Raw genomic sequence first — 24353 nt, 5'->3', positions numbered from 1 at the left:
TCTCAAACGTTGTGCGCCAGACACGGCGTGCGGCCATTCACGGTGGCTGCGAAACGCATCGGCGACCAAATTCGCGAGCGCGGACGATTCGAGCCCGATGAATTGGTGCGGGTATCGCTGGATCGACCCAAACGCAGCCACGTCGTATGGATGACGCGCGCGGATCTGGACGAGCATGCTGTCACCGCCAACCATGTCGACGGCGTCGCGCATGTCACCGAGTTGCGAAAGTTCGCGTTGCTCGACCGGGCGTGCGAGCATGTTTGCCCGGCTTGCCTGGATGAATTGCTCGTACGTTCAGGCGAACAACCGGACTCGCCAACGCACGTGTCACGCGCGTTCGACACGGCGGTCGTCGCCGACAATGCGACGGTGGAGGGTCCACTCGTCAAGTGCGATATCCACGGGATTACGTTCGGTTCGCGTACATCGCCCGCCCTGGCAGGCTTGATCGATCAGCGTGACGCGGGGCCGCATGGCCGACTAATCAATGTAGTCGTGATCTCAACGAAAGCAGAAAACAGATTCTGGTTCGACGAAGCCTTCCTTCTTCGTGCGCTGGGACCGGATATCGATCTCTCTACAGGCATCTATCGAATGGAATCGGGCGACCGCAGCCGCGCCCTGCTCGAAAGCGGGACATCGGTATGCAAGCACTGCCTTCGAGACTGGCTGCAGCGCAACGGCGTCGGTTAGCGATGTGCGGCGGCAATCGGGGGATGCGGGCGTCGGGTCGCGAAGCAAGCATGCGCCCGGAATCACGTGTGTCGCGCGGGGAAGCAGAAAAGACGAAGGGCCGGGAGAATCAATCTCCCGGCCCTTCGTTCAATATGGTGCGGCTGCAGGATCAACAATCCATATCCAACCCATTGATTCAAAAAGAAAATGAAATCGACGGTTGGAACATGAACCCCCAAACATACCCCCAAACGGGTGAGCCAATGCGGATGAGGCCATCGAGCGAAAAATTGTGGCGTAAGTCGCCGATCATCGGCCGCCCGAACAGAAAACTTCTGGAGATTTGGAGATATATGCTCAATTCACCCCGAAAGCCTTACTGGTCAAGGGTCCAACTATCTCCAAGTGTATCTCCAAAACACTCATTTACTTGGAGACAAAGTTGGAGATAGCCGGCAAATACGTCGCATGACGCCAGCCGTGTCGAGAAGCACCCTGCGATCTGGAACGCTGCGCGCAAAGAAACTCCCGTGCCGCAGCCCTCCCCGATGCGACGGCAAAAGCTGGCCTTGTGTTCAATGAAAAGTTACTTTGCAACCGTCGCATCACGTCAGTGATTGGCGCAAGCAAGCGCGGCATAATCGCGACAAAATTGGTGATTCGGGGACCGAGATGTGCAAGTCCAGACCTAACCTCTCAGTCGGAGGCAGATCAGGTCTGAGATTGCCTGGACGTCACCTCATCAAGGGCCGTGATCGACCCGGAAGGGACATTCGTCGTGGCTCTTGCAACGGCCCTTCGTCGCCGCCAAGCGGTCGTTCGTAGGACATGCGATGAACTGCACAGCCGTTGGTTAGTTGCGGCACATGCAAAGCTCGAACTCGTGTCCGTCGGGGCTGCTCAATACAATGCTTTTCATGGACTCGATCTTCAATCCGTCCATCACGATGGAGGCCCCGTTTTCTGTTGCCCGATTCACGAATTCGTGAAGTGCATTTTCTTCGAACTCAAAGGCAGGGACGGAGCTGCTACCTTTTATCTCATCTCCAAAATCGTTTAACAAAAGGCCCAGTCTGTTTGTGCCGATCATGAATTCAGTCCACTTGCCGGACCGCTTCAGCGGTTCATATCCGAGAAGTCGCTCCCAGAAGGAAGTGGACGTCTCCATATCACTCACCTTCAAATACACGGTCCGAAGTTTCATGACGTATCCCCGAAATGGATGCCAACCGAATGTATCAGACGCCAAAATAATTGGCTCACAGCAGCGTCGGCCGGACTCATGCAGTGATTGAAGCTTGAGCATCATGCAACAGGCGTGACTGTCCATAAGCGGACTTGCGATTGTTACGTCGGAACGTCGGTTTGTGGTCGCCCGTCGCCCGTCACCTGCGGAGGAGGCGGTGATCGGCCCCACGTACGGCTGCCTGGGCGTGCAATTCGCGCCTCGCCCGAAAACACTTGACCTTGTCACAGTGACAAGGCGTCCACTGTCGGGCGAGGAGGCGTTCATGACCCGTCACTTTCCCCCGACTTCCCGTCACGCACTGACCACGGCACTCGAGCATCCAGACGCTTCGCTCCGTCTTGCGGCTGCGCTTGGTGCCGGCACAGCTCCCGATCCAGGCCAGATTACGCTACTGGTGAAGCGTTGCGGTGTCGAACCGGATTTCTTCGTTCGCGACATGCTCACCTGGGCGCTCACCCGGCATGCGCAGGATCTGACATTGCCATTGCTGCTTGACGAGCTGCGCTCGCCGTTGGCGCAAGCGCGTAGCCAGGCGCTACATACGCTCTCAAAGATCGGAGACCCGGCAACCTGGTCAGCGATCACAAGCGGGCATCTACATGACCCCGATCCGGAGGTGGCACGAACTGCGTGGCGCACCGCAGCGGGGCTGGTGCCCACCTGGCAACGAGCCGCCTTGGCTCGCGAACTGGTTCGCGAGCTAGGCCGCGGCGACAAGGACCTCAAGCGGAGTCTGAGCCGGGCATTACTCATGCTTGGAGACGACGCCATGGCCCCGCTCGATGCGGCGGCGGCCCGACACACGGACCCGGCGGTTCGCGTGCATGCCTGCGCGAGCCTCAGGCTCATCGCCGACCCGGAGAGTGCGTTTGTGCTCGATCCAGCCGATGCGTGGCGCGCAGGTGCACCGTTGCCCTACGCCGATGAATAGGCGGGTTTACGGCGATCGATGTGATGAGCCACGTGTTGGCCGAGGTGATGGAAGCCGTTGGCGGTTTGTTAGAATTTTCGAGGCTCGATTGGAGCCAAGGCCGAGACACGAGGCGGCGTGAACCAGATGACACCGGAGACAAGTGATGCGCATCAGCGAGTTGGCCAATCGTTCCGGCGTCAGCGCGCGCATGCTGCGGCACTACGACGCGGTCGGACTGGTCAGCCCATCGGGACGTACGGAAGCGGGATATCGCGAGTATTCGCAAGCCGATGCCTTGCGCCTGTTCCAAGTGGAAAGCCTGCGTTCGCTGGGCCTCGGGCTGGCCGAGGTGCGTCAGGCGCTCAGCCAACAAGCGCCTCACCCCGATGTGCTCATTGACGCGCTGATGGTTCGCAGCCGCGAGCGGCTGGCCGCAGAGCAAGCGTTGCTTTGCCGGCTGACTGCTGTGTCCGCCACCTCCCCCGAGGATTGGTCCGCAGTGCTTGAGGTCGTGCATCTGCTGAAAGGACTGGACTCGACGCATGCGCCTGAGAGACAGCGTGCTGCATTTGACGCCGCGTCCAGCGATGCCCCGCTTGCAGCACTCATCGCCCACGCACTGCTCCAGGAACAAGAGCCGAATGTCGCAGGTGCGCTGCACTGGGCGCTGGCAAGAACCATAGGCAGCGGTGCCAGCGTACTTGGCGCGGCGCTTCAACAGCCCGATCCGGTAGTACGCGAACGGGCCGTGCTCGCGCTGGCGAAACTCGGAGGTTCCGATGCGGTGGAGACCTTGCGTGGCTCGCTCCTCGACCCCGCGGAGCGCGTGCGGTATCGCGCTGCGCGGGTGCTTGGCGGATGGGGGATACGCGACGCCATTCCCCTGCTGATCGAGCAGGTTCTTGGCGGGACTCACGATGTCGAGGCGGCCGATGCGTTAGCCGATTTGGCGGAAGACCCTGCGATCGCAAAGCAAATTGTGGAGCGCTTTGAAGCAGCGATCTCAGACGGTCAAGCCGATGTCCAGACCCGTGTACGTATTTGTCAGGCGCTCGCCGAATTCAATGGCACGGCGTCGGCCCTGCTTGCCCGGCTGGCCGCCGATCCAGACCCGTCCGTGGCGCGCAATGCTCGTTACGTGATGGGTATTCGCAACGACGCGCTAACGTAGTCGAGTTTGAGTTTGATAGTCGGCCTCTTCCTTGGGGGTGAATGCCCTCGTTTCCTGTCTCTCCCGGATCTGTCGGTCGGGAAATAGTCTGCTCGCTTGCTCGGCAGCAGACGTGCGCTTGTCCGGGAGGGTCTCATATCAGGAGCGGCCGGAGATAGCCGAGAAGCCAGCATTTTCGACTTCAGACGCCAAATGTCAGCTAGTGGCCGACTGCCGCCCGACGCGGTCGGCCGTAGCCGACCCGCAGCGGCCAGTCGGGTTTCCCCAAGACGGCCGTTCACGGCCCTAGATCGGAATGGATACGTGCCGATAGATATGGGTAACTTTCGTGGCGGTAATCAATATCTCGTCGTGCTCGCGGAGGCGAGAGTATTTTTTCGTATAAATCCTCACCGCCGCTCCCAGGTTCGTATGCTTGATCTTGCTGATGACGACCTGATCCAGCTTGTTCCAATCAGCCTCCGCCGCAGCCGAGGGGCTGCCACCGCGCTCGAAAGAGATTGGATTCATCGTCATGGAACCTGATGACGAATCTTGATGAAACGTGATGCGGACCTGCGAAATGGTTGAGCCCTCAGGCGCCGATTTCAGTATGGCGATGACGCTCCGCAAAACATCGTCCAGTTCGATCATTGCGTTGACGTCGACTTCGGCTTGGGCTCGTTTAGCTTTGCAGTTAAACATGATCTGCCCTTCGGAGCTGTTGCGGGATTTATCGGATGATGCCTTTGCGTGGCCGCAGAAGGCAAGATTGAAACGATTCAGCGGGCGACGTCGAGTGGCTGTTCCTGGCCGCCAACCGACGGATGTGGCCGACGGTTGCCGACCCACAGCCGCCCTCCAACTCACTCCAGAACGGACACTCCGACGTGATAGGCTAGATCGAATTCACCACCGGCAGACATTATGGAAGCGGGTACGAGTGACAGTGCAATCGTCATCGAATATGCCTTGCGACAGAGGTGAAACTTGCCAGGTGGGTCATCGTAGGCTCCCGTCAACGGCCGGCATCTGTCCACCTCCCATCAGCGCTCACCCGAGCGCGACCGAGTACCGCCAATGTCTCCAGCAACGTCGGAAGGCGCTCGCGCCATCGACCGCGGCCGCTAAAGCGTGCAGCCACCGCGTCTCGATCGAGGCCCGCGCCCGATTGCGCCAGCACTTCGGCGACGGCCTTAATTTGCTCAGTCAGGCTAGAGGGCCACGGACGCGTAGTCACGGCCCCAGCGCTAACGGGCAATCCCTCCGCCTCTTCGTCAAGATCGCTTTCAGTTTCGACCTCAAGGGCCACCTGTTCGCCTAAGGCCTGCGCTTGCTGGAACTCAGGCCTCAGCCAGCGAACCGCACCAGCCGTTTCCTCTGCAGCGCGCTTGGCATTGAGTGCAACAAGTCGATCCAGAAGCGTATCGACATCGGCAGGGAGATGCAGGTCAGCCCAGCCATAGGCTTGGAGGACAGCGGCATCCAGCTGATCATGAAGACTCTTGAGGACGCCAGCCAACCCCGCTTCATTTGTTGACTTCTCTTTAGGGGTCAATGCTTCACCGCTACGTAACTTCTCCACAACGTTGTAGAGAGGAGTGAGCTTCAAATCAGCGTGGTCCGCCTGCTGACGCTTTCGGTGCGCGTCAATGCTCTCGCCAAGTTGACGAATTCGGTCCGCCAGTTCGACAGTTAAGCCAGTATCTGTGCTGGGAAAAGGGAACGGATCAAAGCAGCGGGACTTGCTGTAGACGGGGTCGTTCCCAACGCCCAACCGGCCCCCAGCTGCGAGCGCCCAATGGACGTGTGCAGCACTGGATAAGACACCGAGGTGAAATGCATCGTCGCTGGCAATGACAACCAGCTTATGGTCCGGGAGCACAGAAGCGTCGAGAAAAACGAACAGGCGGTGCTTGGCCGTTTCGACCGTAGCAATGTAGCGCGGCAATCCCGTAAGTGCGGCACGCAGTCCTTGCCGGGGCTCGCCGAAGGTCCACCATTGGTTACGCAACCGGGCCCGTCGATTAACATCGCGCTCCGGTTTCACGCGCTCAAGCACCCATTGGTAAACGCGTGGAAACTGCGCTCGCACTTCCTCCTCACTCAATCCGTAAAGGTCAATCAGCCAGAATCCACGTGGGCGGTTTGTCAGGTCTTTCCCGCTGCAAAACGGCCGGATCCGCTCATTGAGTAAAGGGGTCTCTCCGAGGCCCAAGTTGCGCACCTCAGATTCACTTTTCACGATGAACCCGTTGCCAGCCCTCATCATGCCCATGGAACTCAAGCCAGCATTCGAGCGCAGTTTTGCTGTGCTGGTAAGGTTGGCTCCGACCTTCAGGTCCGGGTGAATCATGCCCTGCCGGGATGACAGTTGCACTGCAACTTCGCCATTTTCGGCCTCGACCTCTTCGGTGACGGTAAGAAGCCGCCCTTCAACAGCTCCCGAAACCCCGACAGACATGGCAATTCGCACATCCGCACCGTCAGAACTGTCGACCCAAGGGTGGTCAGGTATGGCAAAAACTAAGCTAAGTGGCGGGGTAGCCGACTGGTGAAACTCGACGACCCGCCGATTGAAAATCATTGTGAGGCTGTTGGTCGTGATAAAGCCAAATCGTTCAGCTTCTCCGTTGCGTACAGCCTCTGCCGCACGCTGCCACCAGTACATCACGAAATCTGCACTTTCAGGTACTTCAGGCCACGCCGCACGAAGAGCATCGACATAGCCATCGCCCAACAGAAGGCGCATGCGCTTGTTGCCGATGTAAGGGGGATTACCGACGATGAAATTTGCAGTTGGCCATGGAGGTGATTGGCGTGGATTCACGTAACGCCACTGAGCGAGCTGAGCCGACTCGTCCGGAATTTGCTGACCCGTCGCGGGATGAGACTTCATGGTCTCGCCATCCCAGCGTGTCATCACGTGTCCCTTAGCATCGAGGATATGCTCGCGTCGTTCGTACGCCAGGACGGCATCGCGATGTTCGATGTTGCCGTAATCGTGCACCACAGGCTCAGCGACGGCGCTGTTGCCGTTGGTCCGGATATGCCATTGAAGGTAACCAATCCACAGCACGAGTTCGGCAAGGGTCGCCGCGCGTTCGTTCACTTCGATGCCCAGCAACTGCTGCAGTGTGACGGTCTCGCGCCCAAGGTCGAGAGCGGTCTGCGTGTCACCAAGTGCTGCAAGCTGGTTGAGGACCTCGCCCTCCAGGCGCTTCAGATGTTCCAGCGCCACGTAGAGAAAGTTGCCGCTACCGCACGCAGGGTCAAGCACACGTAACGTGCATAGCCGGTGCAGGAAATCTTTTACCTGCTGCTGAGCATCCCGCCACTTGGCTCGCACGGCAGCGCTGTGACGATCGAGCGCGGCGAAATCCTTTTTCGTTTTCACTTCAGGAGGGCGCGTTTCGAGCTCAGCAGCCTCATGCGCCAACAACAAAGCCGCGGCCTGCGCATCGGCCCATTCAGCTCGTAGGGGCTCAACCACCGTCGGCAACACGAGGCGCTCGACATATGAGCGCGGCGTGTAATGGGCGCCGAGCGCGTGCCGCTCGTCCGGGTCAAGCGCCCGTTCCAGCAACGTGCCGAAAATGGCGGGCTCCACCTCACGCCAGTTAGCTCGCGCCGCGAGAATGAGCAGGTCCACTTGCTCGCTTGACAAGCGCAGGCTGTAGACGTCGGAAGTGGCTCCCTTAAAGAGCTTGCCGTTGAACCGCAAGACCTGCCGAACTAGGGCCGCGGAGAAGCCACCCTTGTCCATGTCGGCCCAAAGGATGCGCAGCATTTGCTGGAGGGTGGCGGGGTCATCACGATGCCGCTTTAACAACTCATGAAATGAGCCTTCGGGCAACAACCCGACGTCCTCGGCAAACATGCTGAACAAACAGCGAGATAGGTAGGCTGCAACGTCGTGCGATGCGTGCCCGGCCTGTTCCAGCGACCGCGCCAGCGATGCCAAGCGTTCCGAGACTTCACGCGTCACTTTGGCGCTGATACGGGCCGGGTCAAGCGCGTCCGGGTTCGTCCAAATCAGGCGCAAACGCTCCAGTTTGGCCGGGTCGGTCAAATCGGCGAGCATAATACGGTGGCTGCGAGGGTCGGGAAACGGGATGTACGTCCCGCCCGTGCGACTGAATTCCGCATACACCTCTATTACGGTGCCAACATCCACAACCAGCACGAATGGCGGTCGTCCGTCAGCGAGCGGCAAAGCCCTCGCATAGGCCTCACCCTGACTACGGGCGCGCAAGAGGCCATCGTCAAACCCCTTAGTATGTGTACCAGCCTTCAGCTTCTTCGCTTCCAGCACAAAATTCCCTCGCCGGTAGCAATCGATGCGACCGGCGCTCCTGGAGCCGTCTCCGTGCAAAAAAGTAACGGGACGCTCGAACATGTAGTCCTGCGCGGCATTAGGGTGCGGCTTGGGCACCTCGAGCAGCTCGCACAGGTCCAACACGAAAGACTGTGCGGTCGCCAATTCGCTCGCTGTTACCCCTTGCCAGCGTTCAATGAACGCCTTGATTTTTGTCATTTTTTCCATAACACGCGATGATACCTTTGTCGCGTGACGTAGTGCGGCGCTACGTCAATACACGATTGTTGACAATCCTAGCAGGGGTGTGGAATGTCTCAAACTGGCCGAACTGAGCCAGACAACCTGACACTGTCTGCTTGGTCCGCTGAGCCGGGCTCTAGCAGGGCGTGAGTTGAACGGCGCGCGCCGCTTAGACTGCGTCGCGCACCCGCATGATCGTCTGGCGGCTCGTGCCAAATCGCCGAGCAAGCGCGGCCACGCTTGCCCCCGCGTCCAACTCGCGCAGCACGTCCGCCCGCTGCTCGTCCGAGAGTGCGGACGGCCGCCCCATCGCCTTGCCTTCCGCCTTCGCGCGAGCGATACCAGCGCGTGTGCGCTCAATCAACAGATCCCGCTCGAATTCGGCCACCGCGTTCAACACCTGCATCGTCATCCGGCCGGCCGCGCTAGTCAGATCGACGCCGCCCAGGGCGAGACAATGAACCCGGATACCGCGTTCGGCCAATCCCTCGACCGTGGCCCGCACGTCCATCGCATTGCGGCCGAGTCGGTCGAGCTTCGTCACGATCAACACGTCGCCTTCTTCCATCTTGACGAGCAACTGCGCAAACCCCGGCCGCTGATCGGCGCTTACGCTTCCCGAAATGCTTTCCGACACAACGCGGCGCTTGTCGACCGAGAAGCCGGCCGCCTCGATCTCTCGTAACTGGTTCGCGGTGGTCTGGTCGGACGTACTGACACGGGCATAGGCAAAGGTTCGGGACATATCGGGCACTCAATCTGTACGAAATAGATGTCCGAATGTAAGGCAATGTCCAAAACATTTCAACCCTTATTTACGGACAGGGCAAAATGCCCCTGTCCGCAAAGGATCGGTTTTGGACACTGTTGCCGACTATGAGCCAGGGCATATCGCTTGACGCATGGCTCCGTGCATTCCGATGAGCTCTTTCCAACAGCGTTCCGTATGTCGTCTATCTGGCGTGGCTGTTGAACCGGCTATACTTCCCTGGCTTCGCCTGGTCCGGGTCGTCACACGATCGGCGATGCCAATGCTCATAACGAGACTCGGAAGCTCGAAAATGTTAAACAGGATTGTCGTCGGGGACCTTGCAAGCGCCGATAGCGAATTGCAAGGCGTTTTGAGAGACCTGCGCTTGCGACTGTTGCGCATGGAAATTGCCTCGCGTACTTTGCGAGGAAAGCAAGAGAACGCTCATTCGATCCCTCTGTATGGCCCTTACCTGGGGCGAGCGTATCTTGAAACGGCGTGTACCGCTCTTTTGGCGCGCTTGGACCCCTTTAGGGTTCTTGCAGCAAAGCGACATCAGGAAGCGTCCTATTACGAGTTCGAAGCACGAAGTAAATCCGGAATCCAGTGGACCGGCGATATCATTTCACCCGAAAAGCCCGGAACACAAATGTGGTCCATAAACACGAGGGAGAATGGATGTCGCTCTCTGTTAGGTCCATGGACAAACGAGCTAATTTGGATTCCCGCATTCGATAGATTAAGTGACGCCATTGCGAAATTTGGCGTTGTTCACGACTGGATTTCCGACCTATCGAATAAGCAGCCGGAGCGATTTTGCGCCGAACTTCGCAGCAGCCTAGAGGGACTCTTCTCAAAATTCTCAAAGGGCGTCCATAGTGAACTACTGTCCAATCCGGCCGCGGCCTTCGATGCCGTATCAATTGAGAGCGACTTTCACACTGTTGCCCAACGATTAACGTGCTTTGCGCTGCTAAGCCATTTTAGCGATCACTTCCTATACCGATGGAGTGAGCAAAAGGCGATCGACTTCGCAAATAGAATTGGGGGTTTTTGGAAATGAATGACGACGGTTTGGTCCTCGCCGCAGAAGACTGTGAAGAGACGGATTTCGTTCGTCTCCATCGCTTCACGGAATACGAAGACAGGATCATCAAAAGTCTAATGGCACACGGCCCCGTTCTGCTACGTGGTGGTCGCGGTAGCGGCAAGAGCGCACTTCTCATCGAAGCGACGCGTCGCGCCCGGATTTCGTTGCCTACGGCCTTGCCAGTCTATCTCAGCCTGCGCCATCTTCCGTTGTTGCAGTCGACCGGCAATGACTATCAACAATTCTTTACGCGCCTCCTTGTTGAAGCGGTAAACGAGGCTCTGAGCAGCACTGGATCAGCCGAACAACTAGCGTCAGGAATTGGACCGGAAGACATAAGATCCGCTCTCGTTGGGTTGGCTTCCAAGATAAACAAGCGGCTAATTTTAATGTTCGACGATGCAGCTCACATCGGCCGTGAAACAGATCTTGGAGATTTCTTTGGATTATTCCGCACTCTTTCCGGGAACGGAGTTTCATGCAAAGCAGCAATCTATCCTGGAGTAACTAAGTTTGGAACGCGTTTCGACGTCTACAACGATGCGACCGTTATCGACTTAGCCAGAGACGAACGCACCCCGGCCTTTTCGGAATTCTTTCGAGAAGTGATCGCCGCAAGATACACCGGATTAGAAAGCAGATTTACGAAATCCGTACTCGTGGACGAGGAACGAATTTTCAGATTTCTTGGTCGCGCAGTACTTGGAAATGCCCGAGCGTTCATCTTCACCTGCAATATTTTGAGCGAGCACGAGACTATCGGGTTAAATGAATTGACTTCCTCCTTCGTTAAACTCGGAGCAGACTACTACTGGCCGCTGCTTGACGAATTGAAGCCAAAGCTTGGAATTTATGAACCGCTCCTGGATCCAGCGCAGGACGTTGCCGAGCGATTGTTCAAGCATCTTGCGGAAAAACGTGCAACATCGGTGCTATTACACAAAGACCATCAGCATCGCCTCGTTAAGGTACTCGAAATTCTTGAATACGTGGGATTCATCTCTCGGCGCGAAGCGTCTAGAGCTCTGAAATCCGGTGGACGAGGTGGGCGGTATGCATCCAACCTCTGCACGCTCCTCGACCACGTACCGCAGCGCCGGATAACGCAAGATTTGTTTCTCGACTGGTCAGCCGCCACGGACGAGCCGGCGGAGATTTACTCCGCCAATGATGTACTCAATGTTTCTGTTCCCGAGCCAGACCTGTCGCGCAACCTGGCTGTCCTCGCGCTCGGCATAGAAGTACTTGGAAATAGAAACGTATATCCCTATGGATTGACCGAGCAGAAAATCAGAACGCTTCGCGATGCAGGCATAGTAACCATTGCAGATTTGGCCACCGCGCCAGACGAGGACCTTCGAAAACTGTCGGGCATTGGCACCAAGTTCTTTTTCCGCATCAAGAATACGGTTGCACAAGCCATATGGATGTAACGGGCTCCAAATACGTCAAGATCAAACCAAGTTGACCCGTGAGAAAATACCGCCCGCCGGGCCTAGGGCGATCGCCCGAAAGCCGGACACCTTCTCCGGCTGACTCGGCTTCGGGTCTGAAGGGCGTATGGAGAGCACGCATTGTTTGTCTTTAATGGTAGGCGACTTGGTTCTATTCATGCGCGGCGTCGCGTTCGGAGTTGGTTTCGAATTCCCGATTGGCGTAACCCAGCCGCGTACCCACCACCATCCGTCAGCGGCGACAGGTGGGCGTGGGAATTCCTGCGTCGGAATGAAAAGTTCATCAAGCAGCAGGCCGATTTCTGTAACCGGTTAGCACGCATTCCTCGCGAGCAGCGCCTTGCATCTCACCCCGACTTCGACGCGCATTCGAAATTCCTCATGGACTGGGGTATTGACTATTGGTACCCGCCGTCTTGGGTGTGGGGCTGGCCGCTAACTCTCGACGATGGAACCCAACAATTTGTGAACATGGAATTCGACGCACCATGCGGGTTCATTAGTGGCCCCGTAGACTCGTCACGATACTTTGACCGACCGTTGCGCGACACTGAGTACAGGGTGATTTTTGATGCCTCTATGCCAATTTCTCGGCAGCTAGAGCAAGTGAAATCCGTGCTGGAATTCCAGCAATCCAAACTCCCTGCTGCGCGGAAAGCTGCTAGACCTCGATGGAATTTGTTGCCTCGATATCTGCGTGCATTCGACGGGTTTCGCGCAATGAAAGACCTCGGGTTATCCGAAGCACAGGCACTAAACGAATTGGCAGATCAGTTCATGAACGAAAAACTGGACGTCGACGACGTCGACTATGTGCAAGATGCAAGAAACGCGCTCGACGCGGCTCGCCGATATATAGAGCACGACTATCGAGTGTTACCGATCATGAGAGGAGCACCGGTGTCAAGGTAGAAACCTCAGCCCTATAAATATAGCTTCCTCAAACCTGACGTTTGCGCTGTCGTGGAAATGACGACACTACTCTCGTGCCGTGCAGTCCCGCGCGGTTCCATTTCACCGGAGCGCAAATGGAAATACAAAACCCGCACCCTTCCCTCACTACAAATCGAGTTGTTCGCCTGCGTCCACTTACCGAACGCATCGGATTAAGCAAAAGCGAGATCTATAGGCAAATTCAGGCCGGAACGTTTCCTCGGCCCATTCCGCTTGGCGTGCGCGCTGTTGGCTGGCTCGAGCGCGACATCGAGGCATGGCTCGCTGCGCGTGCGAATCGGGGCCAACCACAATGACGAACGACACATCGAACGCACGCGCAGTAGCACGCGACGAGAAAAAGCGAGCCGACGCTGCTTTCTACAAAAGTGAATTGACGCGTCAGCGCGAGCGGTTCGCCAAAGCGCTTGGGCAAAGCGTTGACGAAGCCCGTCGCGAGGCCGCTTGCTGGATCGCGGCGGCGGCCACGGTGTTCGAACGCGATGCCGAACGCATGCCGTCGCGTGCCAAGCGTGCTGTCGAACTCCTCAAGCACGCGGTTTTCATGCTTGATCCGAAGGCCCCGGCATGACGTCTCGCCAAAGTTACTTTGCCGTGGTGAAGGGTGCGGCGAGTCGGCCGCCTCATGCGGCCGCCGCTGGCCCGTCCCTCCCCGATTTGCACATCGCGGCGGTGCGCAGTATCCTGTGCACGTCGTTGAGACAACAGCGACCCGGATTGGCGTCCGGAACATGCAAAAGGCGGACAACCGCCGCAGCGCGGTTTTTTTACGTCCGCACGCTAAGCGCCTTCAATGGTCGGGCCTTGGCGGGGGTGCCTTCGGGCACGCCGGTTTCCTTTTGCGCCGGTACGCCAACTCCGTCATGTGCTCGGCCACCCCAATTGGCGTTGGGGGCCGGGTTCCGAACTCAGCAAAAGGAGGTCGCACCCAATGCGCCAGTCGTCGCACGCCCGTACCGGGCAGCAATCCCACCTCATTCAATCCATTGTCCGCGCAGCTCTGCGCGACGCGGCAACCGCCAACACGTATCAGGACGCGCTCGATGCAACCGGCGCAGCATTGGCGGCCATCGCCGCGCTCGTCCGTGCGGAGGTGCGTCATGGCTGACCTGCGCTGCAAGATTGGCGATCTGGCGATCGTCACGCAATGCGATGCGCGTTCACGCATCGGCATGCTGGTCGAGGTGGCATCAGCTCGCCCGACGCCCGATCACGATTGGCGCGTGCGGATCTTGGGCGGCCCCGTCTCGGGGCGCAGCGCCTACGACCGGCGGTTCGGCGAATTCACGCACGCGGCCGTCTACGACTGGAACCTCACGCCGATTCGCGGCGAAGCGGAGCTGGATTGTGCGATCGATGTCGGGCAACTCCTCGCGTCGATTCTGGAGGTGCGCCATGTCTAAATATCGCCTGCCGAACGAAGTCACGATGATCGCCATGTGTGCGGCCCATCAGTTCGCCCAGCTCGAAGCCCTGTTCGATGCTGTCCGTTCGCATCTTGCGGAGGGCACCTACGAGCGAGCGCTCGTCGACATGGGGCAGAGCGTCGCGAGCCGGTATTCGGCCGAAATGCGCCGCACCGCGCAACCGGAGGTGTGTCATGACTGACCAGCGCATCCGAACCGCGGTTGTCGACGGATTCGACAACGCACCGCCGCTGGATACCGGCGCACCGATCGAGCTGCAATTCGCTGTCGACCTTGGCGCGATCTGCGCCGACGCATGGCTCGACCTGAAAGGCGACGTGCGGCTGCACGACTACGCGGCGCATCAAGCCGCTGCGTTCGCACGCGGCATGGAAGCTGCCATGCAGGACGCAGGCGACGTCGACGCGCACCGCGTGACGATCAGCCGTCAGGCGTTCGCGGCCGGCCTGATGGGGCGCGTGCAGCAGCACCTGTTTGCTGCGCTCGGCCTTGTCACGCGCGAACCGCGCACGACGCACTGAGGGGCGGTCATGGCAAAGACGAACAAGAATGCCGTGCAACCGTTCGCGTCGCACTTTGTGGCCGAGGTGAACCGTCCTGACCGTAACCGCATCGGCACGCGGATCAGTGACGCCATGGAACTGCTGGACAGCCTGCATTGGGCGGCCGACAAGGCTATGTCCGATGACGACTACTGGCTTGTGCTGAGCCTGTTCCGCGCGTCCCTGCCGTCGATCGGCGCGGCGCTGGAGGCGGCCAACGACGCCCTTGGCGAGTCGCGGCTCGGCCGCTACGTCTACAGCAACGACGTCACGGCCGGCGGAGCAGTTCTGTCGGTGCCTCGCGCAGCCGGTTGACGCTTCGCCGCTAGGCATCGCCGCATCATTCAATTCTTCGCGCGTCGGGTAGCTGCTTACCCGATATGGACTACTAATCGGAAGCCGACCGACGCGCGTCCAGTGGAAACCTATGAGTAACGCACCCATGTCCGAATTCGAGCGGGCGAGAGTCGCGCTCGGCTATGTTCCGCCCGACGACCGCGACACGTGGAGTCAGGTGGGGATGGCGCTTAAGGCCGAGTTTGGCGAAGAGGGCTTCGCTCTCTGGAACGAATGGAGCCAAGGCGCGCAGAACTACAAAGGCAAGGACACGCGCGATGTGTGGAAGTCGTTCAAGGGCGGCAAGATCACCATCAACACGCTGTTTCACCTCGCCAAACAAGGCGGTTTCGATCCGCGTGCGCATCGGGCGAAGCCGGTCGATCCAGCGGAGCGTGAGCGGCAGAAGGCCGAGCGCGCGGCCCGCGAAGCGGCCGAGCTGGCCGAACTGACCGAGAAGCAGCAAGCCGCGTCGGCGCTCGCCGAATCGATCTGGTCGGCGGCCGAGCCAGCGCCGGCCGATCACCCCTATCTCGTTCGCAAGCGCATCCCGGTCGACGCGCTGCGCGTCTATCGCGGCGGCTTGTGCATCGGCACGGCCGCGTGCGACGGCGCACTCGTCATCCCAGCCCGTGACGCGGACGGGAAGCTGTGGACGCTGGAGTTCGTCCTGACGGACGGCCAGAAACGCTATCTGCCGAACGGCCGCAAGGCGGGCTGCTTCTCGCTGATCGGCGGCACGCTATCTTCCGCGCCGTCGACGGTACTGATTGGCGAGGGTTACGCCACGTGCGCGACGCTCGCGGCCGCGACCGGCTATCCGGCCGCCGTTGCGTTCGACGCCGGCAACCTGCACGCGGTCGCGACGGCGCTGCGCGGCCAGTATCCGGACGCCCGGATCGTCGTTTGCGCCGATGACGACCACACGACGAAGGGCAATCCGGGCGTGACGAAGGCCCGCGCGGCGGCCGAGGCCGTCGCCGGCATCGTCGCGGTGCCCGACTTCGGTCCGAATCGCCCGGCGGCCGGCACCGACTTCAACGACCTGGCTACGCACCTCGGCCCCGATGCGGTGGCCGCCGCCGTGCACGCTGCGCTCGCTCCAGCCGGCTCGGCGGATCCCGGCAAGGACAAGGCTGCACTGCCCGCCGCGAAGCCCGCCAAGCGCCCGAAAACGGCCCGCGCGCAGGACGGCAAGTCGCGGTTCGTCGTCGACGACAAGGGCGTGTGGTTTCACGGCTTCAACAATCAGGGCGACCCGCTCCCGCCGCATTGGGTCAGCACGCGTATCGACGTGATTGCGGAGACGCGCAACGAGATGAACAGCGAGTGGGGCTACCTGCTCGAATTCACCGATCGCGACGGCATCCTGAAACGGTGGGCGGTGCCGGCCGGCCTCTTTGCCGGCGACGGCACGGAGCTGCGCCGCATGCTGCTCGATATGGGCGTAAAGCTTGGAGTGACGCAGATCGCCCGCACGCAGATCGCGAACTATGTGCAGATGGCGCAGCCGGACGAGCGCGTGCGCTGCGTGCCGCGCGTCGGCTGGCATCACGGCGCGTTCGTGCTGCCCGATCGCGTCATCGGCACCGGCAAAGAGGCGCTGATCTATCAGGCCGACACGCCGATCCAGAGCCAGTTCAAGGAGCGTGGCACGCTGGACGACTGGCAACGCGAGGTCGCAGCCTACTGCGTCGGCAATAGCCGGCTGCTGTTCTGCGTCGCTACCGCCTTCGCTGGTCCGTTGCTGCACTTCTCCGGGCTTCAGTCGGGCGGCTTCCACCTGCTCGGCACGACGTCCAAGGGCAAGTCGACGGGCGGCGTCATCGCCGCGTCCGTGTTCGGCTCGCCGGACTATGTGCGGAGCTGGAAGGCGACCGACAACGCGCTCGAAGCGGTCGCCACGCAGCATAGCGACGCGCTGCTGATCCTCGACGAAATCGGACAGGTCGAGCCGCGCTTGGTTGGCGATGTGATCTACATGCTTGCGAACGAGTCGGGCAAGGCCCGTGCGTCGCGTAGCGGCTCGGCAAAGCCGGTTCTCACGTGGCGGCTGCTGTTCCTGTCGAACGGCGAAAAGAGCGTGTCCGCGCTGATGGCCGAAGGCAACAAGCCGATGAAAGGCGGTATCGAGGTGCGCTTGCCCGCGATTCCCGCCGAGGTTGGCGAAATGGGCGTCGTAGAAAACCTGCACGGCTTCCCGACGCCGGCCGCGCTGATCAAGCATCTAGAGCGGCACGCCGGCCGGCACTACGGCACGGCCGGCCCCGCGTTTATCGAATGGGCGTCGTCGCAGGCCGACGAGCTGGCCGAGCATCTGCGCATGCGCGTCGATGAGCTGGTCGGGCAATGGGTGCCGGACGGCTCGCATTCGCAGGTCGCGCGCGTCGCCAAGCGGTTCTGCCTCGTCGCGGTGGCCGGCGAGCTGGCGACGGCGCACGGGCTAACGGGCTGGCCGCAGGGCGAAGCGGTCGAGGCCGCGCGTCGCTGCTTCGAAGGCTGGCTCGAACTGCGCGGCGGCACGGGTAATTCCGACGAGGCGGATGCGGTGCGGCAGGTGCTGCACTTCCTCGTCGCGCACGGCGACAACCGTTTCGTTTGGATGAACCGGGCGCAGGACGACCATCGACCGAACGCGCCGCACCGTGCGGGCTGGAAGCGACTCGTGAAACACGATAAGAGCAGCATCGCCATCGAGTCGGATCAAGCGTATTACGCTGAGTTCGGCGAGAAGATGAGCGCCGAAGACGCGGAAAGCGTCGAGACGGAATACCTGATCGAGTTAACCGTGTTTCGCAAGGAAGTATGCGCCGGTTACGACCATAGGATCGTCGAGAAGGCTTTGATGAAGCGGGGTGTGCTGATGCTGCGTAGCGATGGGCGTCCGTATCGACAAGAACATATCCCCGGCATGACAAAGCGCCTCATGGTCTATCGCGTCCTGCCGTCCATCTTCTCACTCGAAATCTAAGCTGCACCGCCGCCGTCCGGGAGGGCGGTGGCGGGCATCCCTTTGCGCGGCACTTTTGGCCCGTGCGTCAAAGTTACTTTGAGCGATACGCTCCAGATGGAACCGGGTCGGCGGTTGCCTCGACTCTTGCTGGGGATGTAACAATCCAGCCCGGTTTATCTCCAGTATCTCCAGCGTTCTCCAAATCGTTTGGAGACACACGAAGCCTTACCCCATAAGGCTTTGCGGCCGATTCGGGCGTTTATCTCCAAATCTCCAACTCGTTTTGCACTGAGCGGACAGGCGTCGACCGTCTGCGTCGACCGCGAAGCCAGACGGGGCGCGGCTCTCCGGGATTCGAAGGGCGTCGATGACGTGTTTTCGAGGGGGTGTCCGCGACGCGCCCCGATCGGGCATTGTTGCGCCGGTCGCAAGTGTCGGGGTGGCGGGAAAGCGGGGGACCCTGCGTCTAGGGCAAAGACGCGGGGGCTCACACCCGCGTGTTTTTCCTACTTCCGGCCCGCCTAAGGGGGGTCATATTCATACCAACGTGCAGGGGACCGACAGTGCGGTGCCAACTCTGAAAAATCGGTGGGAGGCGCGCCGCAAGGGGGTCATACGCGTGGCAGCACGGGTCTATCTTGCCGCCGCGATCGGGATGATCTTCGCCCCACCCTGTTTGTCGAGATAGTCCGCCCACCACTGCATCATGCGATGGCGCTCGGACAGATACTCGGCGTGGTTGTATGCCGCCCGCACACCGTCCTGTTCGGAGTGCGCGAGCTGACGCTCGATCCAGTCGGAATTGAAGCCCTTCTCGTTCAAGATCGTTGAGGCAAGACCACGGAATCCGTGCCCGGTCATGCGACTGCGATAGCCCATCCGGTATAGCGCGTACAGGATCGTGTTCTCGCTCATCTGCTGCAACGGTCTGCGGCTGTTCGGGAACAGCCAGCGACGGTGGCCCGTCAGCGCGCGTAGCTCGGAAAGCAGCGCGATCGTCTGCTCGGCGAGCGGCACGATATGCACGCGGCGCATCTTCATCTTCTCGGCCGGAATGCGCCACTCTCGGCGCTCCAAGTCGATCTCCGTCCACTCGGCCTGCCGCAGCTCGATGGTGCGAACGAACGTCAATGCCAGGAATCGCAAAGCGAGCCGGGTCTCGGGCTCGCCTTCATAGGAAGCGATCGAGCGAAGCAACTCCGGCAGCTCGCTTTCGCCGACTCGCGCCATATGCTTGACGGGCACCGCCTTCAATGCGCCTCGCAGGTCCGGCGACGGATCTCGCTCGGCACGGCTCGTTGCAACGGCATAGCGAAAGACTTGGCCGCATGTCTGCAACGTCTTGCGCGCCGTCTCGAACGCCTCTCGTCCTTCGATTCGTCGAATGACCGCGAGCAAATCCGGGGCGCCGATCGAAGAAATCGGGCGCTGGCCGATCAGGGGAAACACCTCGCGATCGAGCTGTTTCTTGACTCGGTTCGCGTGCGAAGCGCTCCATGTCGCTTGCTGCGCCTCGTACCACTCCAGCGCGACGGCCTCGAAGGTGTTCTGTGCGGCAATGGCGCGAGTCTGCTTCTCGACGTCACGCTCGAACGCAGGGTTCTTCCCTTCCGCTAACAGCCGCTTCGCTTCGTCACGCCTCGACCGAGCATCGGCGAGCGACGTCGCGGGATAGTCGCCGAACGTCAGCAGGTTTTCTTTGCCATTGAACCGGTATTTGAGCCGCCATTTCTTCGAACCACTGGAGCGCAGATCGAGATACAGGCCACCGCCGTCGAAGAGTTTGTTTCCCCCGGCCTCATCGAATCTAGCGTTGCGACACTTGGCGTCGGTAAGAGGTTTGGTTTTCATTGTTCGTCGGGGGTACGGCATACCCCCAAATCCCGGAAGTCATACCCCGAATCTTACCCCCAAATTTTGGGGATGCCCCGGCCTCTCACGGGACGTCCTGAAACAAAAAACCCGCGTCAGCGCTAGACTGGACGCGGGTTTTGGGACTTCCGGGTACTACTTGAAACTAGTGTTTGGTGCCGGCTGCAGGACTCGAACCCGCCACCTGATGATTACAAATCAACTGCTCTACCAGATGAGCTAAGCCGGCGTAAGCCCGCGATTCTACCTCATTTCACGATCTTGAGGCGAGGTCTGCTACCGCCTTTCGAGCCGTCGCCGTCGGTGTTCGGCGGCTCGTCGGCGCCTTCGGACGGCTCCTCGTTCGCCCCGCTTTCAGCGACCGGCGTCAACGGCGACGCAGCATCGTCGCTCGGCATGCCCTCGTCTTCGGCCACGCCCGAATCCTCGCCCTCACCCGCCACCGCATCGACCTGGAACGCCATCCCCTGCCCGTTTTCCCGCGCATAGATCGCGAGCACGTTGGCCACCGGAATCTCGATCTTGTGCGCCTTCCCGGAAAACCGGGCGGTGAACTCGATCCACTCGTTACCCATCTGCAACTGGCTCGTGGCCTCGAAGCTGATGTTGAGCACGATCTCGCCGTCACGCACGAACTGGCGCGGCACGCGCGTCGACTGGTCGACCCTCACCGCGATATGCGGCGTGTATCCGTTATCGGTGCACCACTCGTAAAGCGCGCGCAACAGATACGGCTTCGTTGAAATCTCTTGCATCACAATCCTCGAACCCGGAGCGGGCACGCGGCACGCCGCGCCGCCCGCTCCGTCATGCACTCATTGCACCATCAGCGACGCATGACCTTTTCGGACGGCGTCAGTGCTTCGATATACGCGGGACGGCTGAAGATCCGCTCGGCATACTTCATCAGCGGCGCAGCGTTCTTCGACAGCTCGATGCCGTAGTGATCCAGACGCCACAGCAGCGGCGCGATCGCGACGTCGAGCATCGAGAACTCCTCGCCGAGCATGTACTTGTTCTTCACGAAGATCGGCGCAAGCTGCGTCAGGCGATCGCGGATCGCAAGACGCGCCTTCTCGTGATTCTTCTCCGCTGCCTTGCCCTTCTCGTTCTCGAGCGTGCTGACGTGAACGAACAGTTCCTTCTCGAAGTTCAGCAGGAACAGGCGCGCACGCGCGCGCTGCACCGGGTCGGCCGGCATCAGTTGCGGATGCGGGAAGCGCTCGTCGATGTATTCGTTGATGATGTTCGATTCGTACAGGATCAGATCGCGCTCGACCAGAATCGGCACCTGACCGTACGGGTTCATCACCGAGATGTCTTCCGGCTTGTTGAACAGGTCGACGTCACGAATTTCGAAGTCCATGCCCTTCTCGAACAGCACCAGCCGGCAACGCTGGGAGAACGGGCAAGTTGTGCCGGAATACAGAACCATCATATTTGCGTTTCCTCAAAAAAGCCGAGGGCCGGCACGCGGCGCAACCCCTTTCACGGGTTCCGCCTTGCGCCGGCCCCACGCCGGTCAGGCGTGTTTACTTGATATCTTTCCAATACGCGGCATTGAGCCGCCAGGCCAGGAAAGTCAGGACGCCGAGAAAGATCAGCACCCACACGCCGAGGCGTTTGCGGGTCTGCTGAGCCGGCTCGGACATCCACGTCATATACGCCACCAGGTCGGCCACCGCAGCATCATAATCCGGCGACGACAGTGTCCCCGGTGTGACTTGCTGGAAGCCGACGAGCGTATGGACCTTCTCGCCCGTCTCCTCGTTCGTCTTGTCTTCGAATTTGGCAGTGCGCTGCCCCTGCAGCTGCCACAACACATGGGGCATGCCGACGTTCTCGAACACCGCGTTGTTCCAGCCGGTCGGCCGCGTATCGTCGCGGTAGAAACTGCGCAGATACGTATACAGCCAGTCGCGGCCGCGCGCCCGCTCCTCGACAGACAGGTCGGGCGGCATGGTGCCGAGCCAGTTCTTCGCGTCTTCGGGCCGCATCGCGACGGACATCGTGTTCCCGACCTTGTCGGTCGTGAACAGGAGATTCTTTTCGATCTCCTTCTGGGATATGCCCAGATCCGTCAGACGGTTGTAGCGCATCAGGTTCGCGCTGTGGCAGTTCAGGCAATAGTTTACAAACAATTGCGCGCCGTGCTGAAGCGAAACGAGATTTTCCGTGTTATCGGGCGCCCGGTCGAGCGGAAAATTACCTTCCGCGCGCACGGCCGGCGCCGCAAGCAGCGCCACGGCCGTCGCACCGATCAGCGCGAGCGTCGAAAGCAGTTTCTTCATGTCGTTCTCTCCTCGCTCACGTTAATGGGGCTTGAAGCGCACCCGTTCCGGCGGCTGCTTGAACGTGCCAAGCGGCGTCCAGACCGGCATGCCGAGGAAGAACGCGAAGTAGATCAGCGCGCAGCCCTGCGCAATCAGCGTCGCGGCCGGCGACGGCGGCCGCGTGCCGAGGAACGCCAGCGTCAGGAACGCCGCGACGAAGATCCCGAGGAACACCTTGTGGAACAGCGGCCGGTAGCGGATCGACTTCACCGGGCTGCGGTCGAGCCACGGCAGGAAGAACAGCGTGATCACCGCCGAACCCATCACGACGACGCCCCAGAACTTCGATTCGGTCAGGAACATGAACACGACGATCGCCGCGGCCAGCACCGGCAGGCCGAGCTTCCACTTGCCGCGCGCGCGCACCAGCGCGAGCACGCCGAGCAGCGCGATCACGATCATCAGCACGATCTTGAACGGGTCGGTGGTCGCGCGCAGCATCGCGTAGAACGCGGTGAAGTACCAGACCGGCGCGATCTCCGGCGGCGTCTGCAGCGGGTTCGCGGGGACGAAGTTGTTCGACTCCAGGAAGTAGCCGCCCATCTCCGGCGCGAAGAACACGATCAGCGCGAACACCATCAGGAACACGCAGACGCCGAAGAAATCGTGCACCGAGTAATACGGATGGAACGGGATGCCGTCGAGCGGAATGCCGTTTTCGTCCTTCTTCGCCTTGATCTCGATGCCGTCCGGATTGTTGGACCCGACCTCATGCAGCGCGACGAGGTGCGCGACGACGAGGCCCACCAGCACGAGCGGAATCGCAATCACGTGGAATGCGAAGAAGCGGTTCAGCGTGACGTCGGACACCACATAATCGCCGCGGATCCACAGCGACAGGTCCGGGCCGACGAACGGGATCGCCGAGAACAGGTTCACGATCACCTGCGCGCCCCAGAACGACATCTGGCCCCACGGCAGCAGATAGCCGAAGAACGCCTCGGCCATCAGGCACAGGAAGATCGCGCAGCCGAAGATCCACACGAGCTCGCGCGGCTTGCGATACGACCCGTACATCAGCCCGCGGAACATGTGCAGGTACACGACGACGAAGAACATCGACGCGCCGGTCGAGTGCATGTAGCGGATCAGCCAGCCCCACGGCACTTCACGCATGATGTACTCGACCGACGCGAACGCCAGCATCGAGTCGGGCTTGTAGTTCATCGTCAGGAAGATGCCCGTGACGATCTGGTTGACGAGCACCAGCAGCGCGAGCGAGCCGAAGAAGTACCAGAAGTTGAAGTTCTTCGGCGCGTAGTACTCGGAAACGTGCTTCTTCCAGGTGGACGTGAGCGGGAAGCGCTGGTCGATCCAGCCGGTGACACCTGTCGTGGACACTTCGTTGTTGTCGGCAGCCATCACGCTTCTCCTTTCTCGTCCTTGCCGATCACGAGGGTCGTCGCCGACGTGAACATATAGGGCGGGATGTCGAGATTCTGAGGCGCCGGCTTGTTCTTGAACACGCGGCCGGCGAGGTCGTAGGTCGAACCGTGACACGGGCAGAGGAAGCCGCCCGGCCAGTCGTCCGGCAGGTTCGGCTGCGGACCGGGCGTGAAGCGTTGGCTTGGCGTGCAGCCGAGGTGCGTACACACGGCCATCACGACGAGAATGTTCTTGCGATCGGCCCGCGCGCGATACTCGTTCGCACAATACGCGGGCAGCGGCATCGAATAGGGGGATTTCGAGGTCGGGTCGGCCACTTCCTTGTCGGCCTTGACGACGTCGGCCAGCATGTCGTCGGTGCGGTTCAGGATCCACACCGGCTTGCCGCGCCACGGCACGGTGACCATCTCGCCGGGCTTCAGGTTGCTGATGTCGACCTCGACCGGCGCGCCGGCCGCTTTCGCTTTCGCGGACGGCGCAAGCGACGCCGCGAAAGGTATGACGGTGGCTACGCCTCCCACGCCACCTGCTACGGATGTCGCAATCAGCCAGGTACGGCGGCCGCTGTCGACGCGTTTGTCTTCCTTGTCTCGCATCACACGCCCCACTTCTGAGTTGGATTTTCCGTCACGACTTTGCATTCCGCCGCTAGTGTGCGCGAATGGAGTCGCCATTTACAAGGCCCGGAGACGAAAATCCCTTCG

24 protein-coding genes and 1 tRNA gene are annotated in these 24353 nt (G+C 60.4%); 14 read left to right on the top strand and 11 right to left on the bottom strand.

Translation table 11 applies throughout. The features are described 5' to 3' along the window. The first annotated feature begins 42 nt into the window (after nucleotides 1–42). A complete protein-coding gene (locus C3Y15_RS06770; RefSeq protein ID WP_124259951.1) occupies nucleotides 43–696 on the top strand; it encodes a hypothetical protein in 654 nt (217 codons plus the stop codon). Nucleotides 697–1531: 835 nt separating this feature from the next. On the opposite strand, the gene C3Y15_RS06765 is transcribed toward C3Y15_RS06770, so the two are convergent. Next, nucleotides 1532–1882 (bottom strand): VOC family protein, encoded by a 351-nt coding sequence (locus C3Y15_RS06765; protein WP_069239078.1) that lies wholly within the window; start codon nucleotides 1880–1882, stop codon nucleotides 1532–1534. 307 nt (nucleotides 1883–2189) lie between these two features. On the opposite strand from C3Y15_RS06765, the gene C3Y15_RS06760 reads away from it, so the two are divergent. Further along, a complete protein-coding gene (locus tag C3Y15_RS06760) occupies nucleotides 2190–2858 on the top strand; it encodes a HEAT repeat domain-containing protein (protein WP_124259950.1) in 669 nt (222 codons plus the stop codon). Nucleotides 2859–3003: 145 nt separating this feature from the next. Next, on the top strand, nucleotides 3004–4011 hold the full coding sequence (locus tag C3Y15_RS06755) for a HEAT repeat domain-containing protein (protein ID WP_069239080.1): 1008 nt from the start codon (nucleotides 3004–3006) through the stop codon (nucleotides 4009–4011). Between the two features lie 285 nt (nucleotides 4012–4296). Here the strand turns inward: C3Y15_RS06755 and C3Y15_RS06750 are convergent, their stop codons facing one another. From C3Y15_RS06750 to C3Y15_RS06740, 3 genes are all read right to left on the bottom strand, one after another. Next, complete coding sequence (locus C3Y15_RS06750; protein WP_124259949.1) at nucleotides 4297–4842, bottom strand: hypothetical protein; 546 nt, start codon at nucleotides 4840–4842, stop codon at nucleotides 4297–4299. Between the two features lie 166 nt (nucleotides 4843–5008). Beyond that, complete coding sequence (locus C3Y15_RS06745) at nucleotides 5009–8527, bottom strand: DNA methyltransferase (protein ID WP_124259948.1); 3519 nt, start codon at nucleotides 8525–8527, stop codon at nucleotides 5009–5011. Nucleotides 8528–8720: 193 nt separating this feature from the next. Continuing rightward, nucleotides 8721–9296 carry a recombinase family protein gene (locus C3Y15_RS06740; RefSeq protein ID WP_069239083.1) on the bottom strand — a complete coding sequence of 192 codons (576 nt, stop codon included), beginning with the start codon at nucleotides 9294–9296 and terminating at the stop codon, nucleotides 8721–8723. Nucleotides 9297–9612: 316 nt separating this feature from the next. Here C3Y15_RS06740 and C3Y15_RS06735 point away from each other — a divergent pair, with 316 nt between their 5' ends. The 11 genes from C3Y15_RS06735 to C3Y15_RS06680 all read left to right on the top strand — a co-directional run bounded on the left by C3Y15_RS06735 (nucleotide 9613) and on the right by C3Y15_RS06680 (nucleotide 18076). Further along, nucleotides 9613–10365: a hypothetical protein gene (locus C3Y15_RS06735; protein WP_124259947.1), complete on the top strand. Its 753-nt coding sequence runs from the start codon at nucleotides 9613–9615 to the stop codon at nucleotides 10363–10365. Further along, a complete protein-coding gene (locus C3Y15_RS06730) occupies nucleotides 10362–11825 on the top strand; it encodes a helix-hairpin-helix domain-containing protein (protein WP_124259946.1) in 1464 nt (487 codons plus the stop codon). Before C3Y15_RS06735 ends, C3Y15_RS06730 begins: the two co-directional genes overlap by 4 nt. 141 nt (nucleotides 11826–11966) lie before the next feature. Continuing rightward, the gene (locus tag C3Y15_RS06725) at nucleotides 11967–12758 is read left to right on the top strand and encodes a hypothetical protein (RefSeq protein WP_124259945.1); all 792 of its coding nucleotides are present in this window, start codon (nucleotides 11967–11969) and stop codon (nucleotides 12756–12758) included. A gap of 116 nt (nucleotides 12759–12874) precedes the next feature. Continuing rightward, entirely contained in the window at nucleotides 12875–13096 is a 222-nt protein-coding gene (locus C3Y15_RS06720; RefSeq protein WP_080484275.1) for an AlpA family phage regulatory protein, read from the top strand. After that, complete coding sequence (locus C3Y15_RS06715) at nucleotides 13093–13371, top strand: hypothetical protein (RefSeq protein ID WP_069239085.1); 279 nt, start codon at nucleotides 13093–13095, stop codon at nucleotides 13369–13371. Before C3Y15_RS06720 ends, C3Y15_RS06715 begins: the two co-directional genes overlap by 4 nt. 360 nt (nucleotides 13372–13731) lie before the next feature. Next, nucleotides 13732–13908, top strand: coding sequence for a hypothetical protein (locus tag C3Y15_RS06705; RefSeq protein ID WP_111442231.1), 177 nt, complete (start codon nucleotides 13732–13734; stop codon nucleotides 13906–13908). Beyond that, nucleotides 13901–14203, top strand: a complete 303-nt coding sequence (locus tag C3Y15_RS06700) for a hypothetical protein (protein WP_069239086.1) — start codon at nucleotides 13901–13903, stop codon at nucleotides 14201–14203. Before C3Y15_RS06705 ends, C3Y15_RS06700 begins: the two co-directional genes overlap by 8 nt. Then, complete coding sequence (locus C3Y15_RS06695; RefSeq protein ID WP_006765346.1) at nucleotides 14196–14408, top strand: hypothetical protein; 213 nt, start codon at nucleotides 14196–14198, stop codon at nucleotides 14406–14408. Before C3Y15_RS06700 ends, C3Y15_RS06695 begins: the two co-directional genes overlap by 8 nt. After that, nucleotides 14401–14748, top strand: a complete 348-nt coding sequence (locus tag C3Y15_RS06690) for a hypothetical protein (protein ID WP_009908645.1) — start codon at nucleotides 14401–14403, stop codon at nucleotides 14746–14748. The genes C3Y15_RS06695 and C3Y15_RS06690 overlap by 8 nt, the downstream gene beginning before the upstream one ends. A gap of 9 nt (nucleotides 14749–14757) precedes the next feature. Then, nucleotides 14758–15084: a hypothetical protein gene (locus tag C3Y15_RS06685; protein WP_069239087.1), complete on the top strand. Its 327-nt coding sequence runs from the start codon at nucleotides 14758–14760 to the stop codon at nucleotides 15082–15084. Between the two features lie 127 nt (nucleotides 15085–15211). Continuing rightward, the gene (locus C3Y15_RS06680) at nucleotides 15212–18076 is read left to right on the top strand and encodes a DUF927 domain-containing protein (protein WP_166677044.1); all 2865 of its coding nucleotides are present in this window, start codon (nucleotides 15212–15214) and stop codon (nucleotides 18074–18076) included. A 615-nt stretch (nucleotides 18077–18691) separates the two neighbouring features. Here the strand turns inward: C3Y15_RS06680 and C3Y15_RS06670 are convergent. The 7 genes from C3Y15_RS06670 to petA all read right to left on the bottom strand — a co-directional run bounded on the left by C3Y15_RS06670 (nucleotide 18692) and on the right by petA (nucleotide 24245). After that, nucleotides 18692–19909, bottom strand: coding sequence for an integrase arm-type DNA-binding domain-containing protein (locus C3Y15_RS06670; RefSeq protein WP_069239089.1), 1218 nt, complete (start codon nucleotides 19907–19909; stop codon nucleotides 18692–18694). Nucleotides 19910–20083: 174 nt separating this feature from the next. Continuing rightward, nucleotides 20084–20159 (bottom strand) — tRNA-Thr (locus tag C3Y15_RS06660). 19 nt (nucleotides 20160–20178) lie between these two features. Beyond that, on the bottom strand, nucleotides 20179–20685 hold the full coding sequence (locus C3Y15_RS06655) for a ClpXP protease specificity-enhancing factor (protein WP_014722317.1): 507 nt from the start codon (nucleotides 20683–20685) through the stop codon (nucleotides 20179–20181). A gap of 71 nt (nucleotides 20686–20756) precedes the next feature. Further along, nucleotides 20757–21368: a glutathione S-transferase N-terminal domain-containing protein gene (locus C3Y15_RS06650; RefSeq protein ID WP_006400565.1), complete on the bottom strand. Its 612-nt coding sequence runs from the start codon at nucleotides 21366–21368 to the stop codon at nucleotides 20757–20759. Between the two features lie 94 nt (nucleotides 21369–21462). Beyond that, nucleotides 21463–22221: a cytochrome c1 gene (locus C3Y15_RS06645; RefSeq protein WP_011883069.1), complete on the bottom strand. Its 759-nt coding sequence runs from the start codon at nucleotides 22219–22221 to the stop codon at nucleotides 21463–21465. Nucleotides 22222–22242: 21 nt separating this feature from the next. Further along, nucleotides 22243–23625: a cytochrome bc complex cytochrome b subunit gene (locus C3Y15_RS06640; protein ID WP_011883068.1), complete on the bottom strand. Its 1383-nt coding sequence runs from the start codon at nucleotides 23623–23625 to the stop codon at nucleotides 22243–22245. Further along, nucleotides 23625–24245 (bottom strand): ubiquinol-cytochrome c reductase iron-sulfur subunit, encoded by a 621-nt coding sequence (petA, locus tag C3Y15_RS06635; protein WP_011883067.1) that lies wholly within the window; start codon nucleotides 24243–24245, stop codon nucleotides 23625–23627. Before petA ends, C3Y15_RS06640 begins: the two co-directional genes overlap by 1 nt. Between the last annotated feature and the right edge of the window lie 108 nt (nucleotides 24246–24353).

The sequence above is a fragment of the Burkholderia sp. B10 genome (genome assembly GCF_004368385.1).
GTDB lineage: Bacteria > Pseudomonadota > Gammaproteobacteria > Burkholderiales > Burkholderiaceae > Burkholderia > Burkholderia vietnamiensis.
The sequence above is the reverse complement of the archived record's forward strand: the minus strand, read 5'-3'. Positions and strand labels throughout refer to the sequence as shown.